Annotated in this window: 21 protein-coding genes and 1 pseudogene; 11 read left to right on the forward strand and 11 right to left on the reverse strand. The window is 74.5% G+C overall.

Annotated elements, in window-relative coordinates:
* Positions 1-61: 61 nt before the first annotated feature.
* The 8 genes and pseudogenes from ACWERV_RS33955 to ACWERV_RS33990 all read right to left on the reverse strand — a co-directional run bounded on the left by ACWERV_RS33955 (position 62) and on the right by ACWERV_RS33990 (position 6,391).
* Positions 62-955 (reverse strand): sirohydrochlorin chelatase, encoded by an 894-nt coding sequence (locus ACWERV_RS33955; RefSeq protein ID WP_452940473.1) that lies wholly within the window; start codon positions 953-955, stop codon positions 62-64.
* A 166-nt stretch (positions 956-1,121) separates the two neighbouring features.
* The gene (locus tag ACWERV_RS33960) at positions 1,122-2,090 is read right to left on the reverse strand and encodes an N-acetylglucosamine kinase (RefSeq protein WP_398179667.1); all 969 of its coding nucleotides are present in this window, start codon (positions 2,088-2,090) and stop codon (positions 1,122-1,124) included.
* Between the two features lie 7 nt (positions 2,091-2,097).
* Entirely contained in the window at positions 2,098-2,934 is an 837-nt protein-coding gene (locus ACWERV_RS33965) for a phospholipid scramblase-related protein (protein WP_452940475.1), read from the reverse strand.
* A gap of 26 nt (positions 2,935-2,960) precedes the next feature.
* Positions 2,961-3,638 carry a uracil-DNA glycosylase gene (locus ACWERV_RS33970; protein ID WP_452940477.1) on the reverse strand — a complete coding sequence of 226 codons (678 nt, stop codon included), beginning with the start codon at positions 3,636-3,638 and terminating at the stop codon, positions 2,961-2,963.
* Positions 3,639-3,769: 131 nt separating this feature from the next.
* A pseudogene (locus tag ACWERV_RS33975) lies at positions 3,770-3,889 on the reverse strand (exo-alpha-sialidase); the annotation flags it as partial.
* 70 nt (positions 3,890-3,959) lie between these two features.
* Positions 3,960-4,619, reverse strand: coding sequence for a TetR/AcrR family transcriptional regulator (locus tag ACWERV_RS33980; protein ID WP_452940479.1), 660 nt, complete (start codon positions 4,617-4,619; stop codon positions 3,960-3,962).
* Between the two features lie 146 nt (positions 4,620-4,765).
* Positions 4,766-5,704 carry a M56 family metallopeptidase gene (locus tag ACWERV_RS33985; RefSeq protein WP_452940481.1) on the reverse strand — a complete coding sequence of 313 codons (939 nt, stop codon included), beginning with the start codon at positions 5,702-5,704 and terminating at the stop codon, positions 4,766-4,768.
* 126 nt (positions 5,705-5,830) lie between these two features.
* Positions 5,831-6,391 (reverse strand): DUF5134 domain-containing protein, encoded by a 561-nt coding sequence (locus ACWERV_RS33990; protein ID WP_452940482.1) that lies wholly within the window; start codon positions 6,389-6,391, stop codon positions 5,831-5,833.
* A gap of 225 nt (positions 6,392-6,616) precedes the next feature.
* Between ACWERV_RS33990 and ACWERV_RS33995 the strand changes: the two genes are divergently transcribed.
* Complete coding sequence (locus ACWERV_RS33995) at positions 6,617-7,150, forward strand: GNAT family N-acetyltransferase (RefSeq protein ID WP_452940484.1); 534 nt, start codon at positions 6,617-6,619, stop codon at positions 7,148-7,150.
* Between the two features lie 15 nt (positions 7,151-7,165).
* Here the strand turns inward: ACWERV_RS33995 and ACWERV_RS34000 are convergent, their stop codons facing one another.
* On the reverse strand, positions 7,166-7,834 hold the full coding sequence (locus ACWERV_RS34000) for a glycerophosphodiester phosphodiesterase (protein ID WP_452940486.1): 669 nt from the start codon (positions 7,832-7,834) through the stop codon (positions 7,166-7,168).
* Positions 7,835-8,058: 224 nt separating this feature from the next.
* Here ACWERV_RS34000 and ACWERV_RS34005 point away from each other — a divergent pair, with 224 nt between their 5' ends.
* From ACWERV_RS34005 to ACWERV_RS34040, 8 genes are all read left to right on the forward strand, one after another.
* Positions 8,059-9,456 (forward strand): DUF6421 family protein, encoded by a 1,398-nt coding sequence (locus ACWERV_RS34005; protein ID WP_452940488.1) that lies wholly within the window; start codon positions 8,059-8,061, stop codon positions 9,454-9,456.
* Between the two features lie 23 nt (positions 9,457-9,479).
* Positions 9,480-10,238: an SDR family NAD(P)-dependent oxidoreductase gene (locus ACWERV_RS34010; protein ID WP_452940490.1), complete on the forward strand. Its 759-nt coding sequence runs from the start codon at positions 9,480-9,482 to the stop codon at positions 10,236-10,238.
* Entirely contained in the window at positions 10,217-11,329 is a 1,113-nt protein-coding gene (locus ACWERV_RS34015) for a threonine aldolase family protein (RefSeq protein ID WP_452940491.1), read from the forward strand. The genes ACWERV_RS34010 and ACWERV_RS34015 overlap by 22 nt, the downstream gene beginning before the upstream one ends.
* Before the next feature lie 58 nt (positions 11,330-11,387).
* Entirely contained in the window at positions 11,388-11,984 is a 597-nt protein-coding gene (locus tag ACWERV_RS34020; RefSeq protein ID WP_452940493.1) for a transglutaminase-like domain-containing protein, read from the forward strand.
* Positions 11,985-11,995: 11 nt separating this feature from the next.
* Positions 11,996-12,322, forward strand: coding sequence for a thioredoxin family protein (locus ACWERV_RS34025; protein ID WP_398179631.1), 327 nt, complete (start codon positions 11,996-11,998; stop codon positions 12,320-12,322).
* 257 nt (positions 12,323-12,579) lie between these two features.
* On the forward strand, positions 12,580-13,365 hold the full coding sequence (locus ACWERV_RS34030; RefSeq protein ID WP_398179628.1) for an electron transfer flavoprotein subunit beta/FixA family protein: 786 nt from the start codon (positions 12,580-12,582) through the stop codon (positions 13,363-13,365).
* Positions 13,366-13,455: 90 nt separating this feature from the next.
* Positions 13,456-14,418, forward strand: a complete 963-nt coding sequence (locus tag ACWERV_RS34035) for an electron transfer flavoprotein subunit alpha/FixB family protein (protein WP_452940494.1) — start codon at positions 13,456-13,458, stop codon at positions 14,416-14,418.
* Positions 14,419-14,576: 158 nt separating this feature from the next.
* A complete protein-coding gene (locus ACWERV_RS34040) occupies positions 14,577-15,845 on the forward strand; it encodes a DUF6986 family protein (RefSeq protein ID WP_452940496.1) in 1,269 nt (422 codons plus the stop codon).
* Between the two features lie 13 nt (positions 15,846-15,858).
* Here the strand turns inward: ACWERV_RS34040 and ACWERV_RS34045 are convergent, their stop codons facing one another.
* Entirely contained in the window at positions 15,859-16,845 is a 987-nt protein-coding gene (locus ACWERV_RS34045) for a LacI family DNA-binding transcriptional regulator (protein WP_452940511.1), read from the reverse strand.
* A 270-nt stretch (positions 16,846-17,115) separates the two neighbouring features.
* Here ACWERV_RS34045 and ACWERV_RS34050 point away from each other — a divergent pair, with 270 nt between their 5' ends.
* Positions 17,116-18,084, forward strand: coding sequence for an ROK family protein (locus tag ACWERV_RS34050; protein ID WP_452940498.1), 969 nt, complete (start codon positions 17,116-17,118; stop codon positions 18,082-18,084).
* 25 nt (positions 18,085-18,109) lie between these two features.
* Here the strand turns inward: ACWERV_RS34050 and ACWERV_RS34055 are convergent, their stop codons facing one another.
* A complete protein-coding gene (locus ACWERV_RS34055) occupies positions 18,110-19,606 on the reverse strand; it encodes an MFS transporter (protein WP_452940500.1) in 1,497 nt (498 codons plus the stop codon).
* Between the two features lie 142 nt (positions 19,607-19,748).
* Between ACWERV_RS34055 and ACWERV_RS34060 the strand changes: the two genes are divergently transcribed.
* Positions 19,749-20,324, forward strand: coding sequence for a winged helix-turn-helix transcriptional regulator (locus ACWERV_RS34060; protein ID WP_452940502.1), 576 nt, complete (start codon positions 19,749-19,751; stop codon positions 20,322-20,324).
* Positions 20,325-20,344 lie beyond the last annotated feature (20 nt).

The following is a 20,344-nucleotide window of genomic DNA, read 5'->3' on the forward strand; positions in this document are numbered from 1 at the left end:
GCCCTCGCCGGGGCGGGCCCGCCGGGCCCCGCCCGCCCCGCGGACGCGGTGCAGGGCCCACTCAGCGCATCGGCACGCCGCTGCCCTGCTGCGGCATCGGCAGGCCCAGCGCCGCCGCGTACTGCGTGACGACCAGCTTGCCGACCGCCGGGTAGGGGCCCAGCGCGTCGGCGGCGGAGCAGCCCGCCTCCTCGGCGGCGGTGTGCAGCACCTGCGGGGCGATCTCCGGGCCGATCAGGCACGGCGCGAGCGCCAGCGTGCCGGAGCCGGAGGAGCGCAGCTGCTCGGCGGCGGACGCGATGGAGCCGTCCTCGTCGAGCGCGGCCGCGAGCACCGGCACCGCGAGCCGGGCGGCGAGCAGCAGCCCGGTCACCCCGGCGGCCTGCGCGGCCTCCTCGCCGCCGACGGTGGCGAGAATGATGCCGTCCGCGGCGGTCGCCACCGTGAAGAGCCGGGCCCGGTCGGCGCGTGCCAGCCCCGCCTCGGACAGCCGCACGTGCAGCGCCTCGGCGAGCAGCGGGTGCGGGCCCAGCACCTCGGTCAGTTCCACCTGGGCCTTGCTGTCGGCCACGGCCTGCCGTACCCGGCGCAGCACCGACGCCTCGGGGCCGGCCAGCAGCGGCACCACGACCGCGGAGACGTCCTCACCGGCGCGCTCGACCGCCACCTGGTCCAGCACGCTGCGCAGCGAGGGGAATTCGGCGTCCTCGGCGTCCGTCCCGTCCACGAAGCCGACCCGCGGGTCGAGCCCGGACAGCTCGGAACGCGCGATGCTGACGACCTCCTCGGCCAGGCTCAGCGCGGCTGTCGACGGAGTGCCGGGAACAGCGAGGACCAGCACCGGGGCGCCCTCGGGCGCGGAGAGCGCCTCGGGCCGGCGGTGCCGTCCGGTCTGGCGCGGGCGCGGCATGCGAACAGGGAGACCGGAGGCGGGACCGCCTGTGGTAGTGCTCATGGCGTGGCATGCTAACGCCTCGCGGCGCTCGGCCGTCCAGCCGGGTGCGGGACGGTGCGGCCTGTCCTGAACTGTCCGTTTCCGTTGCCGCGCAGGCCGTCACCGACCGTCAGAAGGCGGTCATCGTACGCGTCTGAGCAGCGGCGATCGTTCTGTCACCGCCCGGTCAGCGGCTGCTGACGGTCAGCAGCGCACCGTCGCACGGCAGCGATGGCGAACCGGCGTGCAGGGCGCCGGCGATCATCAGCGCGCCGTCCAGCGGGTCGCCCGCCGCGGGCACCAGGACGGCGTCGGGCAGCAGCCACTCCGCCTGGTCGCGCAGCGGCGTGAGCAGCGGCTCGCCCATCCGGAAGAGCCCGCCCGCCAGACCCACCGCGACGCTTCCGTCGCCCGGCGGGCGGGCCGCCGCGGCCGACTCCAAGATGTACTGCGCCGCCTGCCGCAGGATGCCGGAGGCCACCGGGTCCTGCGCGGCGCAGCGCGCCACGTCGGGCGCGAAGGACGCCAGCACCGCGGGCCGGTCGGCGCGGGGGTAGAGCAGGCCGGGGAGCGTGTCCGGCGGGCCGAACCGCTCCCGTACGCAGGCCAGCAGGGGGTCCGAGCCGCCGGCCCGGCCGTCGTGCGCGCGCATCGCGGCGTCCAGTCCCGCGCGGCCGATCCAGGCGCCGCCGCCCGCGTCGCCCAGCAGATGGCCCCAGCCGTCGACGCGCCGCCAGGTGTCCCCGGAGGTGCCCAGCGCGATCAGCCCCGTCCCGGCGGCGACGACCACGCCGGGGCGCAGCCCGAGCGCGCCGGCGTACGCGGTGACCGCGTCCCCGGCCAGCGCCAGGGTGCGCACGCCGAAGGCCTCGCCGAGGGCGGCGGGCAGCACGGCGCGCAGGTCGTCGCCGAGCGTCGCCATCCCGGCCGCGCCCACGCAGGCCGCGGTCACCGACTCGGCACCCGTCTCGCGCAGCAGCCCGGACACCAGCGGCAGCACCCGGTCGAGCAGGCTCGCCGCGTCGATGCCGCGCTCGCCGGTCACCGCGGGGCGGTCGGCCGTGACCGGCGCGGGGCCTCCCGAGCCGTCGGCTCGGGCGACGGCCACCCGCACCCCGGAGCCGCCCGAGTCGACCCCCAGTACCCAGTGCGTCATGCCGGGCTCAGCCGAGCCCGCGGGAGTCCTGCTTGAGGGCGGTGTCCACGGTCAGGGCGGAGGCCACGACCATGCTCAGCAGCGGGTCCTGGAGCGGCCGGTGGATCTGCAGGACGTAGTTGTCCGCGGTCGTGAACAGGGTCTTGGCCAGGCCCTCCCACGTCTTGGTGATCCGGGCGATCTCGGTCTCGGTGTGGTCGACGATGGCGAAGTTCCAGGCGCGCCAGTTCTCCGCCTTGATCGCGCCGATCTGCTGGCCGTTGTACATGAAGCCGAAGCGGATCTTGCCGAAGGCGTTCTGCTGGACGATCTCGCCGAGCGGCTCGCCGTTGGCCCGCTGGACCAGGACCTTGGACTTGATGAACTTCGCCGGCCGGGTCAGCACCAGGTGCGGGGTGCCGTGGGCGTCCCGCACCTCCAGCTTGTGGGTCAGGAACTGGTCGACGCTGGAGACGAAGCGCAGCACCTTCTTCGCCGTGCTCTGGCCGACCTCGACGACCGAGCCCAGCGTGTTGCCGTGCTGGTCGAAGACGCTGTACTCGTTGACCAGCTCGATCAGCTTGGCCTTCTGGTTCACCACCAGGACGGGCTCGGTGAACAGCGTGCCGCCGCCGAAGCCCGTCGGGGACACACCGGCCTGCTGCTGCACCTGGTGCTGGACCTTCGACGGGTCGGGGGTACGGCTGACATTCAGCTCCCAGGCACTGCCGCCGCCCTGCTGCTGGGGCACCTGGCCGGGGTTGGTGTGCTCGGTCCACTGGGTGCCGTCCCAGTAGCGGAGCAGGTTCGGGGTGCCTTGCGGGTCCGCGTACCAGCCCGCCGGGGTATTCGAATGCGTTGTCACCCGGGCAGAGTACCGTTTTCGGCCGCTCAGGGAAGCTGCCAGTTCACCGGCTGTCCGCCCTGCTGCAGCAGCATCTCGTTGGCCCGGCTGAAGGGGCGCGAACCGAAGAAGCCGCGGTCGGCGGACATCGGGGACGGGTGGGCGGACTCGATGGCCGGAAGCCGGCCGAGCAGCGGGCGCAGGTTGCGGGCGTCGCGTCCCCACAGGATCGATACCAGCGGCTTGTCCCGCGCGGCGAGCGCCCTGATCGCCTGCTCGGTGACCTCTTCCCAGCCCTTGCCGCGGTGTGCGGCCGGCCGCCGGGGCGCCGTGGTCAGCGCGCGGTTGAGCAGCAGCACCCCCTGCCGGGTCCACGGCGTGAGGTCGCCGTTGGACGGCCGGGGCACCCCGAGGTCGGCGCCCAGCTCGCGGAAGATGTTCTCCAGGCTGCCGGGCAGCGGGCGCACGTCGGGCGCGACCGAGAAGCTCAGGCCGACCGCGTGCCCGGGGGTCGGATACGGGTCCTGGCCGACGATGAGGACCTTGACCTCGTCGAGGGGCTGCTGGAAGGCGCGCAGGACGTTCGGTCCGGCCGGCAGATACGTGCGGCCCGCGGCGATCTCCGCGCGGAGGAAGTCCCCCATCGCCGCGATCCGGTCCGCCACGGGTTCGAGCGCCTTCGCCCAGCCCGCCTCGACAATCTCGTTCAACGGTCGTGCTGTCACAGTCCGTCACTCTACTGGCTCAACAGGCCTGCCACGGACGGGGATCGGCGCCCCGGCGGCTCGCGGCCCCGCCCGGCCGCGCGCTCCCGTGGCCCTCACGGGTCCCCCGGCAGGCCGTCGCCGAGCGCCGCCCAGCTCCCGCCGCCCTCCTGCGAGCGGAAGAGCGCGCCCGGCTGGGTCCCCGCCCACACCACGTCGGACGCCGCGGGCCCGGCCGGGTGCAGCTGCCAGACCCGCTCCGGCGAGGTGCCCATATGACCGGCATCACAGAGTCTGCGCCCCACCACTGACAACGCCCTGTACAGCGCGTGTCGCCGCAGCTCAGACCGGCGTTGCCGGGGCGGCGGCGGGACCGGCGGGACCGGCGGCCCCCGGGGTCCCGGCGGGCTCCGGCGGCGGGAAGCCCCACTCCCACTCCAGGTCGTAGCGCTGGAACAGCTCGGCCCGCAGCCGGTGCACCGGCATCGGCGCCCCCGGCAGCAGCATCGCCACCGTCGCGCCCATCAGCAGCGCGCGCAGCAGCCGGTACTCCTCCTCCGGGTCGTCGGCGCCCCAGCAGGTGACCGTGTCGCGCAGCAGCAGGGCCAGCCGCTGCTGCTCCGGGCACTGGATGAAGCCCTCCTCCTGGAGGATCGCCGCCATGTGCGTGCGCATCAGCGTGGTGTGCCGGACGCTGATGCCGAGCATCCCGTCGATGGCGCGCGCCAGCAGCTGCTGACCGTCCGCGGTCCGCGGCTCGAACTCCAGCGCGGCGGCCAGCTCGTCGGCCATCAGCCGGTGCACGGCCGACTGCAGCAGCGCCCGCTTCCCGGAGAAGTAGTACGAGACCAGGCCCCTGGCCGACCCCGCGCGCTGGGTGATGTCGGCCAGCGTGGTCGCTTCGTAGCCGCGCTCCTCCACGAGCTCGACGGTGGCTCGCAACAGCCGTTCCCGGGAACGCCTGCGCATCGCTTCATTGACCGAAGCGCTCCGAGGGGACATGCTTTACTCCTGCGTTGACTGGCTCCGAGCCAATATACTCAGCGCATCCCGCCGGACCAGGGTCCGCACGGGGCAGAGGACGGGCGCCGTCCCGGCGACGCGGGGGATCGCCGGGACGGCGCCCGCCGTCGCTTCCGGGGGCGCCATCAGGTCAGCGCGTTCAGACCGGGGCCGAAGGCGATCAGCAGCGGGACCACCGGGACGAGCAGGGCGTACGCGCTCATCCGCACCCGGCGCCCCAACGGCAGCCGTGGGGCCGGGTCCAGCAGCCGGTGCACCCGGCCGGGCAGCCCGGCGAGCGGCATCGGCGCCGGGCCGAAGACCCCGCGCTCCTCGTTCAGCTCCACCAGGGCCAGGGCCGTGGTGAGCCGGCCCACGCGGCGCGAGGCGGTGTCGTCCGCCGCCAGCTCGACCAGGTGGTGCACCTGGTCGCGGAAGGCGGCGAAGACCGGCACCTGCGGGAAGCCGCCCGCGAGCGCGCCCGAGCAGTGCAGCAGCACGTCGTGGCGGGCGCGCATGTGGCCCTGCTCGTGCGCCAGCACGGCGTCCAGCTGACGGCCCTTGAGCCGCTGGAGAGCGGTGGTGGTGATGACCAGCTGCGGCTCGGCGCCCGACAGCCACCAGGCGTCCGAACGCGCGTCCTCCAGGACGACCAGCCGCTCGCCCGGCGGCACGTCCTCGCCCGGCAGCCGGGGCGAGCGCACCCGCAGCTCCGCCCGGCGCCGCCGGCGCCTGCCGCGGGCGGCCCGCACCTCGCGGGTGAGCATGGCGGCCGTCCACAGCCCGCCGAGCGCCAGCATCACGGCCAGCGCCGCGGCGCCGCGCCCGTACTCCGACAGCCCGTACGCGTCGACGACGCCGTGCGGGGCGAAGGCGAAGACATGGCCGCGCACCGCGGCCCACGCCGCGGAGGCCGTCAGCGCCAGTGCCGAAAGGCAGCACAGCAGCACGGCGGCGACCACGCACTGCCACACCCACAGGGCCAGCACGGGTTCGCGTTCCGGCCAGTCGGCACGGGACAGCAGGCGCGGCGCCATCGCCGCCGTCAGTGCGCCCAGGACCAGCAGCACGAACGGGACCGTCATGACGATCACCCTAGGAGCGGGCGGCGGGCCGCGGGTGCGGCCCGCACGCGATGTGACGTATCCCTCACACAACCCCGTCCGTCCCAGGTGCCACAAGGCCCCCGTCGCGCGCACAGAGGGTGGGGCTCACATCGTCAGCAGCATCGCGAACATGCCCATCGCCATGGCCACGCGGCACGCCGCCGCCACCTCCGGGGCGTGCCGCAGGCGTATCGCGCCGGAGGGCGGCGCGGCCAGGCGGCCGTCCACGGCGACCAGCCGGGTGCCCGCGTGCAGCACGTAGCCGGCGAAATACGCCAGCAGCAGCCCCGTCACCACCGGGCTGCCCATCGCCGCGCCCGCCATGTGGTCCGCGTGGCCGGAGTGCGCCGGGTGCGCGCCTGCCGTCGCCGCCGCCATGTAGACCATCGCGCCCGCGCACACCGAGTGGTGCATGCGGTGCGTCGTCGCGCGGTGCGCGGAGGGCCGCAGGACGTGCACCGCGATGCCCGCGAAGACGGCGGCGAGCAGCACGGGGCTCCAGCGCGGCGGCTCGTACACCGAGAGCGGCACGGCCATGAGCGCCATGCCCGTGCCGAGCAGGGCCTCCGTCCGCGCTTCGCGGCGCAGCACGCACGACAGCGCGGTCGCCGTGCTGAGCGCCACCAGTAACCACGCGACCACCGGCGGTCCGTGCACCGCGTCCACCCCCCTCGGGCTCCCGCTCCCGCCCCACCCGGCGGCCCACCCCCAGCCTGCCCGCGCCCGGCGGCGCACACCCGAGCGCACGGAGGCGTCCCAGGGCGTGAACCCACCCCTTTCGCGCCGGGGGCGCGTTGCCTTGCCCTGCCGCGGCGCGGCCGTGGCACCCTCCCCGGCTCGGGAGAAGGGCCCGGGGTCGCGCGGGGGAGCGGCGGGATAGTGTGCGGGGTCATGGACACCGCCGCTTCGCCGACATTCCGCGCCGCGACCGCGGCAGACGTTCCCGCGCTGGTCGCGCTGATCGAGTCCGCCTACCGGGGGGACGCCAGCCGGGCCGGGTGGACGACGGAGGCGGACATCCTGGGCGGGCAGCGCACCGATCCCGAGGGTGTGCTCGCGGTGATCGAGAACCCGGGCAGCCGGCTGGTCGCGGTGGAGCGCGACGGGGAGCTGGTCGCCTGCTGCCAGCTGGAGCACCGGGGCGCGCACGCGTACTTCGGGATGTTCGCGGTGCGGCCCACGCTCCAGGGCGGCGGGCTCGGCAAGGTCATCATTGCGGAGGCGGAGCGGTTCGCCCGTGACGAGTGGGGCGTCGCCGAGATGCACATGACGGTGATCTCGGTCCGGGAGGACCTGATCGCCTGGTACGAGCGGCGCGGCTACGAGCGCACCGGGCGGACGAGCCCGTTCCCGTACGGCGACGAGCGGTTCGGGCAGCCGACGCGCGAAGACCTCGAGTTCGAGCTGCTGACCAAGAAGCTCTGAGGAGTCCCCGAGCCCTCAGGCGGCGGGTTCGGCGGGGAGGTCGGTCACGGCGCCGTCCAGGCCGAGCGCGCGGGCGAGCGCCCAGTCCTGGGCGGTGTTCACCGTCCACGCGATGACCTGGATGCCCGCGGCGTGGCAGCGGCGCACGGTGTCCAGGGACAGGCGGGTCAGGTCGAGGCTGACCATGCGCGCGCCGACCGCCTGGGCGCGGGGCACGACGTCCGGGCCGGACTCGCCGGCCACCAGCACCGTCGGCACGTCCGGCAGCAGCGTGCGGATCTCGGCGAGGGCCGCGTCGTGGAAGGACAGCACGCTGACCCGCCCGCCGGCGCCGCGCCCGCGCAGTGCGGCGGCGAGCGCGCGGGCGGCCGCGATGTCCTTGATCTCGGCCTGGATGTGACCGCCCACGGTGTCGAGCACCTCCTCGAAGACCGGGACCCGTTCTCCGAGTCCGGCGTCCAGCGCGCGGATCTCGTCGAGGGTGAGGTCCCGGACGAGTCCGCTGCCGTCCGTGGTGCGGTCCACCTCGGCGTCGTGCATGACCACGAGCGCGTCGTCCTTGCTCAGATGCAGGTCGAGTTCGACCTGGTCCAGTCCCGCCTGTTCGGCGCGGCGGAAGGACCGCAGCGTGTTCTCCGGCTCGACGCCCATGACCCCGCGGTGACCGACGGTGAGGAAGCTCATGCCCGCAGCCTAGGCCGCCCGGACGACGCGGGGCCGAACGTGTCGTGACGACTCGGCGGCGCCGGAGGAATTCCGGACGGTCCCGGGACGAATAGGGTCATCGGCCGCAGGAAAGGCGAACAGCAAGCCGTGTGGCCGGAGAATCTTCTCCTGGCCCGCTTGAAGCGGGAACAAGGTCGCGGATACGGTGTCGGTACGGCAATTTTTCCTGTGAAGGAGCGGTCATGGCAGACATTCTTTCGTCGAGGGCGGCACCTGCTCAGGGGATATCCGGTGACGACGTCGTCGGGCACCCGGTGTGGAGCGAGCTGAAGGAGGCCGTCGAGACCGTCCGGCCCTGGCAGCTGGGGGACGGCTCGATCGACTTCGAGGCCGAGGACGCGCCCTCGCGTGCGGAGGCGGCGCAGGCCCTGGACCGGGTCGCGGAGGCCGTGGACCGGCTCACCGACCTGCTCCCGCACGACGCGGCCTACCACCGCGCGCTGGCCGCCGACCTGCGCCGCTGGGCCGACGAGGGCTTCGGTGTGCCGGACTTCCTGGACTCGCTGCTGGCCTTCCGGCCCTCCGCCGACCGCACCGACGGCCGCCGCCATGTCGTGGTCTTCCCGATGTACACCCAGAACGGCAACCCGGACCGCAACCTGGAAGCGGTCGCGCTGCGCGTGATGTGGCCGGAGTGGATCGCCGAGCTGGAGCGCACCCGCTACGACAACCAGCAGTTCGTGCCGATCGTCTTCGAGGACTTCACCCCCGGCTACGACACCAACTCGGCGGTGCTCTTCCCGGAGACCGTCGCGGTGCGCAAACCCCCGGCCGCCTGGAGCTGGGGTGCGATCTTCTGCGACCGCGAGGCCGCGCGCTTCCGGGTGGTGACCGAGGCCGCCGTGGACATCCTGGGCCTCGACCTGCCGCCGGAGGCCGCCCGGCTGGTGTCCGACCAGGAGCTGGCGCAGCAGACGTACATGCTCTGGGACATGATCCACGACCGCACCCACAGCCACGGTGACCTGCCCTTCGACCCGTTCATGATCAAGCAGCGGGCGCCGTTCTGGATGTACGGCCTGGAGGAGCTGCGCTGCGACCTGACCACCTTCCGGGCCGCCGTCGAGCTGCAGGCCGAGGGCCACCCGATGGGTCTGGGCGTGCAGTACGCGATCCTCTTCGACCGGCTCTTCCGCTTCCCGGTCACCGGCGCGCGGGTCCGCAACTACGACGGACTCGGCGGACAGCTGCTGTTCTCCTACCTGCACAAGCACGACGCCGTACGCTGGACGGACAACACCCTGCACATCGACTGGGAGCGTGCACCGCAGGTCACCAACCAGCTCTGCGAGGAGATCGAGACGCTGTACCGGGACGGCATCGACCGCCCCAAGCTCGTGCACTGGTTCGCCGCGTACGACCTGGTCGCGAGCTATCTCTCGCCGCACCCCGGCTCGGTCTGGGCCAAGGGACCCGATGCCCTCGACCTGTCTCAGCCTCCGCGCAAGCTGGTGGACGACGTGCTGCCGGACGAGTTTCCGCTCAGCATGTTCTACGAGGCCCTGTCCAGGAAGCTCCGTGAAACGATCGCCTCGACCAAGGGGATCACGGGGGCCGGACTGGAGCGGAGCGCCGCGTGACCGGTGCGGCCGAGGAGGCGGAGATGACGACCGACACGTATTCCGGCGGTCTCGACGGAGCGGTGATCGCCGTGGCGGGCGCCGGCGGCCCGGCCGGCCGCGCCGTGCTGCAGCGGCTCGCCCGCGCGGGCGGCCATGTCGTCGCGGTGGACCACGACCCCGAGCGGCTCGCCGAGGCCGTCGACGCGGCCCGCTACGACGCCGGCGGCGCCGACATCACCGGCGAGATCGTCGACCTGCTCGACCTGGAGGCCACCCAGGACTGGGCGGCCCGGATCGAGAAGGACCACGGCAGGGTCGACGGCCTGGTGCACCTGGTGGGCGGTTGGCGCGGCTCGGCGTCCTTTCCGGAGACCGAGCTGGCCGACTGGGACGTGCTGCACCAGCTGCTCATCCGCACCGTCCAGAACACCTCGCTGGGCTTCCACGACGGGCTCATGCGCAGCCCCGGCGGCCGCTACGTGCTGATCAGCGCGGCAGGCGCGAGCCGCCCGACCGCAGGCAACGCCGCCTACGCCGCAGCGAAGGCCGCGGCCGAGGCGTGGACGCTCGCGCTGGGCGACTCCTTCCGCCGGCTCGGTGGCGACAGCGGACCCACCGCGGCGGCCACCGTCCTGGTGATCAAGGCGCTGGTGCACGACGGTCTGCGGGCCGAGCGCCCGCAGTCGACCTTCCCCGGTTTCACCGACGTGACCGACCTCGCCGAGGCGATCGCGACCCAGTGGAACCGCAACGCAGCAGAAGTGAACGGGACCCGCCAGTGGCTGACGCCTCAACCGTGACCGATTCTGTGGACGACTCCGGCCGTACCGACGCCGTGCGCCGGCACGACCCCGCCGTCCGCGGCTTCGCCAGCGACAACTACGCCGGTGTCCACCCCGAGGTGCTCGCCGCTCTCGCCCTCGCCAACGGCGGCCACCAGGTCGCCTACGGCGAGGACGCGTACACCGCAGCGCTCCAGGACGTCTTCCGGCGGCACTTCGGTCCGGCCGCCGAGGTCTTCCCGGTCTTCAACGGCACGGGCGCCAACGTGACCGGCCTGCAGGCGGTGACCGACCGCTGGGGCGCGGTGATCTGCGCGGAGAGCGCGCACATCCACGTGGACGAGTGTGGCGCGCCCGAGCGCGTGGGCGGTCTGAAGCTGCTCACCGTCTCCACTCCGGACGGCAAGCTCACCCCCGAGCTGATCGACCGGCAGGCGTACGGCTTCGACGACGAGCACCGCGCGCGGCCGCAGGTCGTGTCGATCGCCCAGACCACCGAGCTGGGCACCTGCTACACCCCGCAGGAGGTCGCGGCGATCTGCGACCACGCCCACCAGCTGGGCCTGGCGGTCCACATGGACGGCGCGCGGCTCGCCAACGCCGCCGCGACGCTCAAGGTGCCGCTCGCCCGCTTCACCTCCGAGGCGGGCGTCGACATCCTGTCCTTCGGCGGCACCAAGAACGGGCTGCTGTTCGGCGAGTGCGTCGTCGTGCTGGATCCGGACCGGGTGCGCGGGCTGCGGTATTTGCGCAAGCTGTCGATGCAGCTGGCGTCCAAGATGCGCTTCGTGTCGGTGCAGTTCGAGGCGCTGCTGGCCGGTGACCTGTGGCTGCGCAGCGCCGGGCACGCCAACGCGATGGCGCGCCGGCTGGAGGCGGCCGTGCGGGGCGTCGAGGGTGTGCGGGTGACCCGGGCCGTGCAGTCCAACGCGGTCTTCGCGGTGCTGCCGCGCGAGGTGAGCGAGCGGCTGCAGAAGCGCTTCCGCTTCTACTTCTGGGACGAGTCGACCGGCGAGGTGCGCTGGATGTGCGCCTTTGACACGACAGAGGCGGACGTGGACGGCTTCGCGGCGGCGGTCGCGGAGGAACTGGCAGGAGCGCGTGAATAAATATGCGATCGTCGGTAAATTGATTGATCTGTGGTCGGTGCCTGTCTAGGGTCTGCCCATGGAACCGATCCCGGAGACCGACGACCTTTCCGCCTTCCTGGCAGCCGACGACGTCCTCGACCACCACGATCCGGTGGTGGTCGAGACCGCGGCGCTGCTCGCCGAGGATGCGGACAATCTGCATGAGTATGCGCACACGGTGTACGAGTACGTGCGCGACATGATTCCGCACTCCTTCGACTCGGGGGATCCGGGCGTCACCTGGCGGGCGTCCGACGTGCTGGCCCGCCGCAACGGCATCTGCTACGCCAAGTCGCACGCGCTCGTCGCCCTGCTGCGGGCCCGCGGCATCCCGGCGGGGCTGTGCTACCAGCGGCTGACCGAGGACGACGGTTCCGACCCGGTCCTGCACGGGCTGGCCGCCCTGCGGCTGCCGGGCGCGGACCGCTGGAGCCGGCTGGACGCGCGCGGGAACAAACCCGGTGTGGACGCCGCTTTCTCCCTCGACGTGGAGCGGCTCGCCTTCCCCGTCCGCCCGGAGCTGGGGGAGTGCGACTACCCGACCGTGTACGCCGCGCCGCTTCCGCAGGTGGTGGACTGCCTGCGGGCGGCGCCGAGCAGCTCGCAGATCGTGCTGCCGACCGAACTGCCCTGAGGGGGACGCACATGGGTGCCGCGGACGACGCCGGGCGGCTGACCGCCGCCGAACTCGGCGGACCACTGGGGGAGCGGGCCACCCTGGTGCAGTTCTCCAGCGCGTTCTGCGCGCCCTGCCGGGCGACCCGGCGCGTCCTCGCGGAGGTGTCCGGGATGGTCGAGGGGGTGCGGCACGTGGAGATCGACGCCGAGGCCCACCTCGGCCTGGTCCGGCGGCTGCGGATCGAGAAGACCCCGACGGTGCTGGTGCTGGACGCCGCCGGTGCGGTGGTGCGCCGTGCGGCCGGGCAGCCGCGCAGGGCCGACGTGATCGCGGCGCTCGCCGCCGCGGTCTGAGCGGCGGGCACCGCGCCGCCCGCCCGCCGGACCGGCGGCCCGGACGTCGGGCAGGTCACAGTGGCGGACCTTGCCAAGGGGCGGCGCGGTCTGTGTACTGGCGAGTAATATAACCGCAGGTGACTCGTCACGACGCGTGCCGTACGCGGCGGGGAGCCGATGCCACTGGCGCCTATGCTGCCAGTTCCGGGGCATTGCCAGGGCGCTGCCGGGGCAGTTGACGAAGACGTGCAGGACGAAGCAGTAGGAGAGCAGGCGTGAGCTTGAGGATCGTAGTCGCTGTGAAGTACGTGCCCGACGCCACCGGCGACCGCCACTTCGCCGATGACCTGACCACCGACCGCGAAGCGGTCGACGGGCTGCTGTCGGAGCTGGACGAGTACGCCGTCGAGCAGGCGCTGCAGATCGCGGACGCCGCGGACGACGCGGAGATCACCGTGCTGACGGTCGGCCCCGAGGACGCCAAGGACGCGCTGCGCAAGGCGCTGTCGATGGGCGCCCACAAGGCCGTCCACGTCGAGGACGACGAGCTGCACGGCACGGACGTCATCGGCACCTCGCTGGTGCTGGCCAAGGCCGTCGAGCACATCGGCTACGACCTGGTCGTGACCGGTATGGCGTCCACCGACGGCACCGCCGGTGTGGTGCCCGCGCTGCTCGCCGAGCGGCTCGGCATCCCGCAGGTCACGCTGCTGTCCGAGGTCGCGGTGGCCGACGGCAGGGTGACCGGGCGGCGCGACGGCGACGCGGCCAGCGAGCAGCTGGAGGCGTCGCTGCCCGCGCTGGTGTCGGTGACCGACCAGTCCGGCGAGGCCCGCTACCCGTCCTTCAAGGGCATCATGGCCGCCAAGAAGAAGCCCGTGGAGTCGCTGGACCTGTCGGACCTCGGCATCGACGCGGCTGAGGTCGGTCTCGGCGGCGCCTGGACCGCGGTGCAGGACGCGGCCAAGCGCCCGGAGCGCACCGCGGGCACGATCGTCAAGGACGAGGGCGAGGGCGGCAAGCAGCTCGCCGCCTACCTCGCGGAGCAGAAGTTCATCTGACGAACGGCCCCGCCCGGCGCGCCGCGTCCGGGCCCGGCCGCGCGCTCCCGCCCGCCCCCGACCCCCCTTCTTCCGCAGGAGAACGAACCCATGGCTGAAGTCCTCGTCCTCGTCGACCACGTGGACGGCGCCGTCCGCAAGCCCACCCTTGAACTGCTCACCCTGGCCCGCCGGATCGGCGACCCGGTCGCCGTCCACCTCGGCCCCGGTGCCGACACCGCCGCCCCGGTGCTCGCCGAGCACGGCGCGGTCAAGGTGCTCACCGCCGACGCCCCGGAATTCGCCGACTACCTCGTCGTGCCGAAGGTGGACGCCCTGCAGGCCGCCGCCGCTGCCGTCTCGCCGGTCGCCGTCCTCGTCCCGTCCTCGGCCGAGGGCAAGGAGGTCGCCGCGCGGCTCGCGCTGCGCCTCGGCTCCGGCATCATCACCGACGCCGTCGACGTGGCGGCGGGCGACGACGGCCCGGTCGCGACCCAGTCGGTCTTCGCCGCCGCCTTCACGACCCGCTCGCGCGTCACCCACGGCGTCCCGGTCATCACCGTCAAGCCGAACTCCGCGCCCGTCGAGGCGGCCCCCGCGGCCGGCACCGTCGAGCCGCTGGAGGTCGTCTTCGGCGAGCTGGCCACCGGCACCAAGGTCGTCTCGCGCACCCCGCGCCAGTCCACCGGGCGGCCGGAGCTGACCGAGGCCGCGATCGTGGTCTCCGGCGGCCGCGGCGTCAACGGCGCCGAGAACTTCTCCCTCATCGAGGAGCTGGCCGACTCCCTCGGCGCGGCCGTCGGCGCCTCGCGCGCCGCGGTGGACGCCGGCTGGTACCCGCACAGCAACCAGGTCGGCCAGACCGGCAAGTCGGTCTCGCCGCAGCTCTACATCGCCAACGGCATCTCCGGCGCGATCCAGCACCGGGCCGGCATGCAGACCTCCAAGACGATCGTCGCGGTCAACAAGGACGCCGAGGCCCCGATCTTCGACCTCGTCGACTACGGCGTGGTCGGCGACCTCTTCCAGGTCGTCCCGCAGCTCACCGCGGAGGTCAAGGCCCGCAAGGGCTGAACCGCCGTCACCGCCCGCCCGCCGGCCCCCGTACGCCCCCGCGCGCACGGGGGCCGCGGCGTGCCCGGAGGGGTGTTGACCGGGCAGTCGGCCCCGGCTAGCGTCGCTCCGTCGATTCATCGACACCGACGTCGGCCGGTACGCGGAAGGTGGCGCCTGTGACGGGGGCGGACGGCAGGACGCTCAGCAGCGCGGACGTGGCCCGTATCGGGGCCTCGCTCGCGGCCACCGACGCCGAACTCGCCCGCCGCTACCCCGGCGACCCGGGCACCCGGCAGCCCGTCCACACCGTCTACGTGTCCGCCGACACCGCCGGACCCGGCACCCCGCGCGAGTGGGGCGACCGGGCGCTGGCCGCGCTGGACGCGCACGCCCCGGACGCCGCCGCCCTCGGCGCGGTGCTCGGACTGCCCGCCGCCCTCGCCGCCGAGGTGCACGACCGGGTCCGCGCCAAGCTGCTGCGGGAGCCGGTGGAGGACCTGCGCATCGACTTCGAGGACGGCTACGGCCTGCGGCCCGACGCCGAGGAGGACGCCGCCGCGCGCGCCGCCGCCCGGACCGTCGCGGAGCTGGCCGGGGGCGAGGGGTCGCCGCCCTGGGCCGGGATCCGGATGAAATGCCTGGAGGCCGCCGTACGCGAGCGCGGCATCCGCACCCTGGACGTCTTCCTGACCGCGCTGCTCGACGCGGGCGGCCTGCCGGACGGACTGGTGGTGACGCTGCCCAAGGTGACCTTCCCCGCGCAGGTCGCCGCCATGGCCGAGCTGTGCGGGCAGTTCGAGCGGTCCGCCGGGCTGCCCGGGGGCCGGATCCGCTTCGAGGTCCAGATCGAGACCACCCAGGCCGTCCTGGGCCCGGACGGCACCGCGACGGTCGCCCGGCTCGCCGAGGCCGCGGCGGGCCGCCTCACCGCGCTGCACTACGGCACCTTCGACTACAGCGCGGCCTGCGGGGTCGGCCCCTCCCACCAGGCGCCCGACCACCCCGCAGCCGACCACGCCAAGGCCGTCATGCAGGTCGCCGCCGCGGGCACCGGCGTACGGCTCTCGGACGGTTCCACCAACGTCCTGCCGGTCGGCTCCACGCAGGACGTGCACGACGCCTGGCGGCTGCACTACGGGCTGGTGCGGCGCGCGCTGGCCCGCGCCTACCACCAGGGCTGGGACATGCACCCGGCGCACCTGCCCACCCGTTACGCCGCCGTCTACGCCTTCTGCCGGGAGGACCTGGACGCCGCCGCGGCGCGGCTCGCCGCCTACACCGGCAGGCGGGCCGGGGGCGGCGCGGTGCTGGACGAACCGGCCACCGCCCGCGCGCTGTGCGCCCACCTGCTGCGCGGCCTGGACTGCGGTGCCCTCGACCCGGCCGAGGTCACCGACCGCACAGGGCTCGGCCGCGGCGAACTCGACGCGCTGGCCGGGCGCTGAGCCGACGCCCCCGTCAGGAGGAGGGCGGGATCTCTCCGGAGCCGCGCGGGACGAGCCGGGCGGGCAGCTCGACCCGGCTGGTCCCGGTCACCGCGCCGTCGAGCCGGCGGAAGAGCAGTTGCGCGGCGGTGCGTCCGAGGCCCGGGGCGTCCTGGGCCACGACCGTGACCGGCGGGTCGAGGAGGTCGGCCAGCTCGAAGTCGTCGAAGCCGACCAGGGCGATCCGCTCGGGGCGGCCGGACAGCACGCGCACCGCGCTCACCGTGACCCGGTTGTTGCCCGCGAAGAGCGCCGTGACCGGCTCGGGCCCGGACAGCATCGCCGCGAGTGCGGCCTGCACGCGCTCGGGCGTGGTGGGGCCCATGGCGTACCACTCGGGGCGGACGGTGATCCCCGCGTCGGCCATCGCCTCGCGGTAGCCGCGCAGCCGCTCGGCCGCGGTGTGGATGCCCGGCTGGTCACCGATGAAGCCGATCCTGCGGTGGCCGTGCGCGATGAGGTGGGCGACGCCGGTGCGGGTGCCGCCGGCGTTGTCGGTGAGGACGACGTCGGCGTCGATGCGGCCCGCGGGGCGGTCCACGAACACGGTGGCCACGCCCGCGTCGATCTCCGGGCTCAGGTAGCGGTGGTCGTCACCGGCCGGTACCACGACCAGGCCGTCGACCCGGCGGGCGCAGAAGGCGAGCACCAGCTCCTGCTCGCGGCGCGGGTTCTCGGTGCTCGACCCGGTGAACAGCAGCGCCCCGTGCGCGCTCGCGACGTCCTCGACGGCGCGGCTGAGGGCGGCGTAGAACGGGTCGGCGAGGTCCTCCAGGACCAGGCCGACGCTCGCCGTGCGGCGGGTGCGCAGCAGCCGCGCGCTGTCGTTGCGCCGGAATCCGAGGGCCTCGATGGCGGCCTGGACGCGGGCCATCGTGTCGGGCGTGACGCCCGGTTCCTCGTTCACCACCCGGGACACCGTCTTGAGGCCGACGCCCGCGCGGGCGGCGACGTCCTTCATGGTGGGCCGGGGGACTCGTCCAGGAGTATGGGTCACGGTCGTAGTATTCCCTGCGGCAAGAGATGGACAACGTTGTCACGATCAGGCGAGACTACCCCCGGGGCCGCCGTCGCGGAAGCCTGGCGGCCGGTCCGGCACGATCCGTCGTACCGCCCCGCGCCGTCCCGCGCGGTCCGGCACGACATTGCTCCGACCCCCGCGACGGATCGCGGCACCGCGCAAGAGATCATGTGCGACCACCCGCACGACACCGAAGGAGACCCCGAAGCGATGCACCTGCACGGCGTGACCGGTCCACTCGTGGCCGCACTGGACATCGGCGGTACGAAAATCGCCGGGGCGCTCGTCGACACCGACGGCCGCCTGGTCACGCGGTCGCTGCGGCCGACGCCCGCCGGGGGGGACGGCGAGACGGTCATGGGCGCCGTCGCCGAGGTGGTCGGCGAGCTGCGCGCCGCACCGCAGTGGGACGCGGCCGTCGCCGTCGGCATAGGCAGCGCGGGCCCGGTGGACGCCGTGCACGGCACCGTCAGCCCCGTCAACGTCCCCGGCTGGCGGGACTTCCCGCTCGTCCCCCGGGTCGCCGAGGCGGCCGGCGGACTGCCGGTCGTGCTGGCCGGCGACGGTGTGGCGATGACCGCGGCCGAGCACTGGCAGGGCGCGGCCCGCGGCTACGACAACGCGCTGTGCATGGTGGTGTCCACCGGAGTCGGCGGCGGACTGGTGCTCGGCGGCACGCTGCTGCCCGGCCCGACCGGCAACGCCGGGCACATCGGGCACATCAGCGTCGACCTCGACGGCGACGTGTGCCCGTGCGGCTCGCGCGGCTGCGTCGAGCGGCTGGCGAGCGGCCCCAACATCGCCCGCCGCGCGGTGGAGTCCGGCTGGACCCCGCCCGCGGGCACCGCGCCGACGGCGGCGGCCGTCGCCCAGTCCGCGCGGGCCGGCGACCCGCTCGCGCTGGCGTCCTTCGACCGCGCCGCGCAGGCGCTGGCGGCCGGCATCGCCGCGACCGCCACACTGGTCGAGATCCATGTCGCCGTCGTCGGCGGCGGGGTGGCCGGTGCGGGGCCGGTGCTCTTCGACCCGCTGCGCGAGCACCTGGCCCGCTACGCGACGCTCTCGTTCGCCGCGGGCGTCGAGGTCGTCCCGGCCAAGCTGGGCACCGACGCGGGCCTGGTCGGCGCGGCCGCCGCGGCGGCCCAGGGGCTGGGCCTCGCGGGCTTCGTCGGAGGCTGACGCGCGGGCAGCCGCGTCTTCCCGCTCAGCCCCGCACGGTGTGCGGGGCGCCCGCGCCCGGCGCTTCCGCCGTGGATCCGCCCCGGCTCCCGGCGCGGTCCGCGCGGCGGGCCAGCAGCAGGACGGCGGCGGCGCCGGCCAGGCATGCGGCGGCGCTGAGCAGGAAGGCGTGGTTTCCCCCCGTGGCCAGTGCGGCGGCGGGGGAGGAGCCGTGCGCGGCGGCCACCACCGAGACGGTGAGCGCGACGCCGAGCGCGGAACCGACGTAGCGGGCCGTGTTGTTGGCGCCCGAGCCCATGGCGCTGCGGTCGGCCGGGACGCTGGAGACGGCGAGCCGGGCCAGCGCGGCGTTGAGGATGCCGCTGCCGACGCCCCCCACCGCCAGGGCCGGGAAGAGCCTGCCGTACGAGCCGCCGGTGTGCAGGCCGTAGAGGCCCGCCTGGCCGGCCGCGGCGATGGTCAGGCCGAGCGCGGCCTGCGCGCCCGCGCTGAGGTACGGGGCGAGGCGGCGGGCCAGCAGGGCGGCCAGTGCCGACAGGCCCGACCAGACCAGGAAGAGCATGCTGGTGGCGATCGCCCCGGTGCCGAGCACGCCCTCCACGATGGTCGGCAGATAGCTGAACACCCCGACCAGGGCGAGGCCGTTGACCAGGGCGGCGATGCCGGAGGCGAGGAAGGCGGGGCTGCGCCACAGCGCCGGGTCCAGCATCGGTTCTGCCACCCGGCGCTCGACCATGGCGAAGGCGGCGAGCGCGGCGGCGGCGACCGCGACCAGCACCAGCACCGCCGGGTGCAGCCAGCCGCCGCGGCTCTCGCCGAAGCCGGCCACGAGCGCGCCGACGCCCGCGCTGAGGGTGACCGCGCCCGCCGGGTCGAGCCGCCGGGGGCGGGCGGCGCGGGACTCGGGGACGGCGGCGGTGAGCGCCGCGACCGGCACCGACAGCAGCGCCAGGCCCCAGTAGAGCGAGCGCCACCCCCAGACCTGTGTCAGCACCGCCGCGTAGACCGGGCCGACGGCCACCCCGGTGCCGATCATCGCGCCCCACAGGCCGAGCGCCCGTATCCGCCGGTGGCCCGCCGGGTGGGTGGCGGCGATCAGGCCGAGGCCCGAGGCCAGCACGGCGGCGCTGGCGGCGCCCTGGAGGATGCGGCCGGCCAGGAAGACGGCGGTGGTGGGCGCCGCGGCCGCCAGCACGGTGGCCAGCAGGAGCAGGACGGCGCCCGCGGCGAAGGTCCGGCGCCGGCCGCGCGCGTCGGCGGTGCTGCCCATGGTCAGCAGCAGGGCGGCGAGGCCGACGGGGGTGCCGGTGAGCATCCAGGTCTGGGCGACGGGACCGGAGTGCAGGCCCTGGGCGGTGGCGGCGAGCGTGGTGGCGGGGGCGGTGAAGGCCATCAGCGTCACGAGGGTGCCGAGGTTGACGGTCAGCAGGGTGAGCCCGGCGCCGGGGGCGTCGGCGGCGCCGTCCGGGCCGGGCGGCGCGTACGGGGAGGCGGGGGTGGCGGGTGCGGCCTGGGCGTTCATGGGGTTCCTCCGCGGGTGCGGTCGGTCCGTGGGATGCCGTTGCAGGGGCGAGTTTCGTCATTGAACTCACCGCCGGGGCGGCAGCCTAGCATGTGAGTCTGTTCACCGAACCTTTGATGGCGGGCGGCGGTAGGCTGGCCCCATGGCACTCGGTACGGACTACGCCAAGCAGGACTGCTCCCTCGCCCGCGCCCTGGAGATCGTCGGGGAGCGCTGGAGCCTGCTGATCCTGCGGGACGCCTTCTACGGCGTGCGGCGGTTCAACGACTTCCTGGTCCACCTGGACATCCCGCGGGCGGTGCTCACCGCGCGGCTGGCGGCCCTGACGGACGCCGGGGTGCTGCGCAAGGTCGCCTACCAGCAGGCGCCGCCGCGCTACGACTACGTGCTGACCGACGCGGGGGTGCGCCTGTGGCCGCCGCTGCACGCGCTGATCCGGTGGGGCGGCGAGTACGCGACCGAGGGCACGCCGACCCGGACCTTCCACCACGCCGCCTGCGGCACCCGGCTCGACATGACCGGCGGCTGCCCGCACTGCGGGCTCGCCCAGGTGGCCCCGGACGACGTCGAGATGCGCACGCCCGCCCCCGACGGCCGCCCGCGCCGCTCCGACCCGGTCGCCGCCGCGATGGCCGCCCCCCACCGGCTGCTGCGGCCGCTGCGCGGGGCCGCGGGTGCGGACGCGTTTGCCGGTGCCGATGATCCGGGCAATTCGTAGGGGTCAACGGAGAAGGGGGC

It is taken from the genome of Streptomyces sp. NPDC004031 (assembly GCF_053604375.1).

What these genes read in the sequence shown, in the direction of transcription:
- ACWERV_RS33960 (WP_398179667.1), bottom strand. Translation starts at nt 2,090, where the DNA reads ATGACGCACTGGGTACTGGGGGTCGACTCGGGCGGCTCCGGGGTGCGG.
- ACWERV_RS34000 (WP_452940486.1), bottom strand. Translation starts at nt 7,834, where the DNA reads ATGAGCTTCCTCACCGTCGGTCACCGCGGGGTCATGGGCGTCGAGCCG.
- ACWERV_RS34050 (WP_452940498.1), top strand. Translation starts at nt 17,116, where the DNA reads ATGCACCTGCACGGCGTGACCGGTCCACTCGTGGCCGCACTGGACATC.
- ACWERV_RS34035 (WP_452940494.1), top strand. Translation starts at nt 13,456, where the DNA reads ATGGCTGAAGTCCTCGTCCTCGTCGACCACGTGGACGGCGCCGTCCGC.
- ACWERV_RS34060 (WP_452940502.1), top strand. Translation starts at nt 19,749, where the DNA reads ATGGCACTCGGTACGGACTACGCCAAGCAGGACTGCTCCCTCGCCCGC.
- ACWERV_RS34055 (WP_452940500.1), bottom strand. Translation starts at nt 19,606, where the DNA reads ATGAACGCCCAGGCCGCACCCGCCACCCCCGCCTCCCCGTACGCGCCG.
- ACWERV_RS34020 (WP_452940493.1), top strand. Translation starts at nt 11,388, where the DNA reads ATGGAACCGATCCCGGAGACCGACGACCTTTCCGCCTTCCTGGCAGCC.
- ACWERV_RS33980 (WP_452940479.1), bottom strand. Translation starts at nt 4,619, where the DNA reads ATGTCCCCTCGGAGCGCTTCGGTCAATGAAGCGATGCGCAGGCGTTCC.
- ACWERV_RS34010 (WP_452940490.1), top strand. Translation starts at nt 9,480, where the DNA reads ATGACGACCGACACGTATTCCGGCGGTCTCGACGGAGCGGTGATCGCC.
- ACWERV_RS33985 (WP_452940481.1), bottom strand. Translation starts at nt 5,704, where the DNA reads ATGACGGTCCCGTTCGTGCTGCTGGTCCTGGGCGCACTGACGGCGGCG.
- ACWERV_RS34045 (WP_452940511.1), bottom strand. Translation starts at nt 16,845, where the DNA reads ATGAAGGACGTCGCCGCCCGCGCGGGCGTCGGCCTCAAGACGGTGTCC.
- ACWERV_RS34025 (WP_398179631.1), top strand. Translation starts at nt 11,996, where the DNA reads ATGGGTGCCGCGGACGACGCCGGGCGGCTGACCGCCGCCGAACTCGGC.
- ACWERV_RS33995 (WP_452940484.1), top strand. Translation starts at nt 6,617, where the DNA reads ATGGACACCGCCGCTTCGCCGACATTCCGCGCCGCGACCGCGGCAGAC.
- ACWERV_RS33955 (WP_452940473.1), bottom strand. Translation starts at nt 955, where the DNA reads ATGAGCACTACCACAGGCGGTCCCGCCTCCGGTCTCCCTGTTCGCATG.
- ACWERV_RS34005 (WP_452940488.1), top strand. Translation starts at nt 8,059, where the DNA reads ATGGCAGACATTCTTTCGTCGAGGGCGGCACCTGCTCAGGGGATATCC.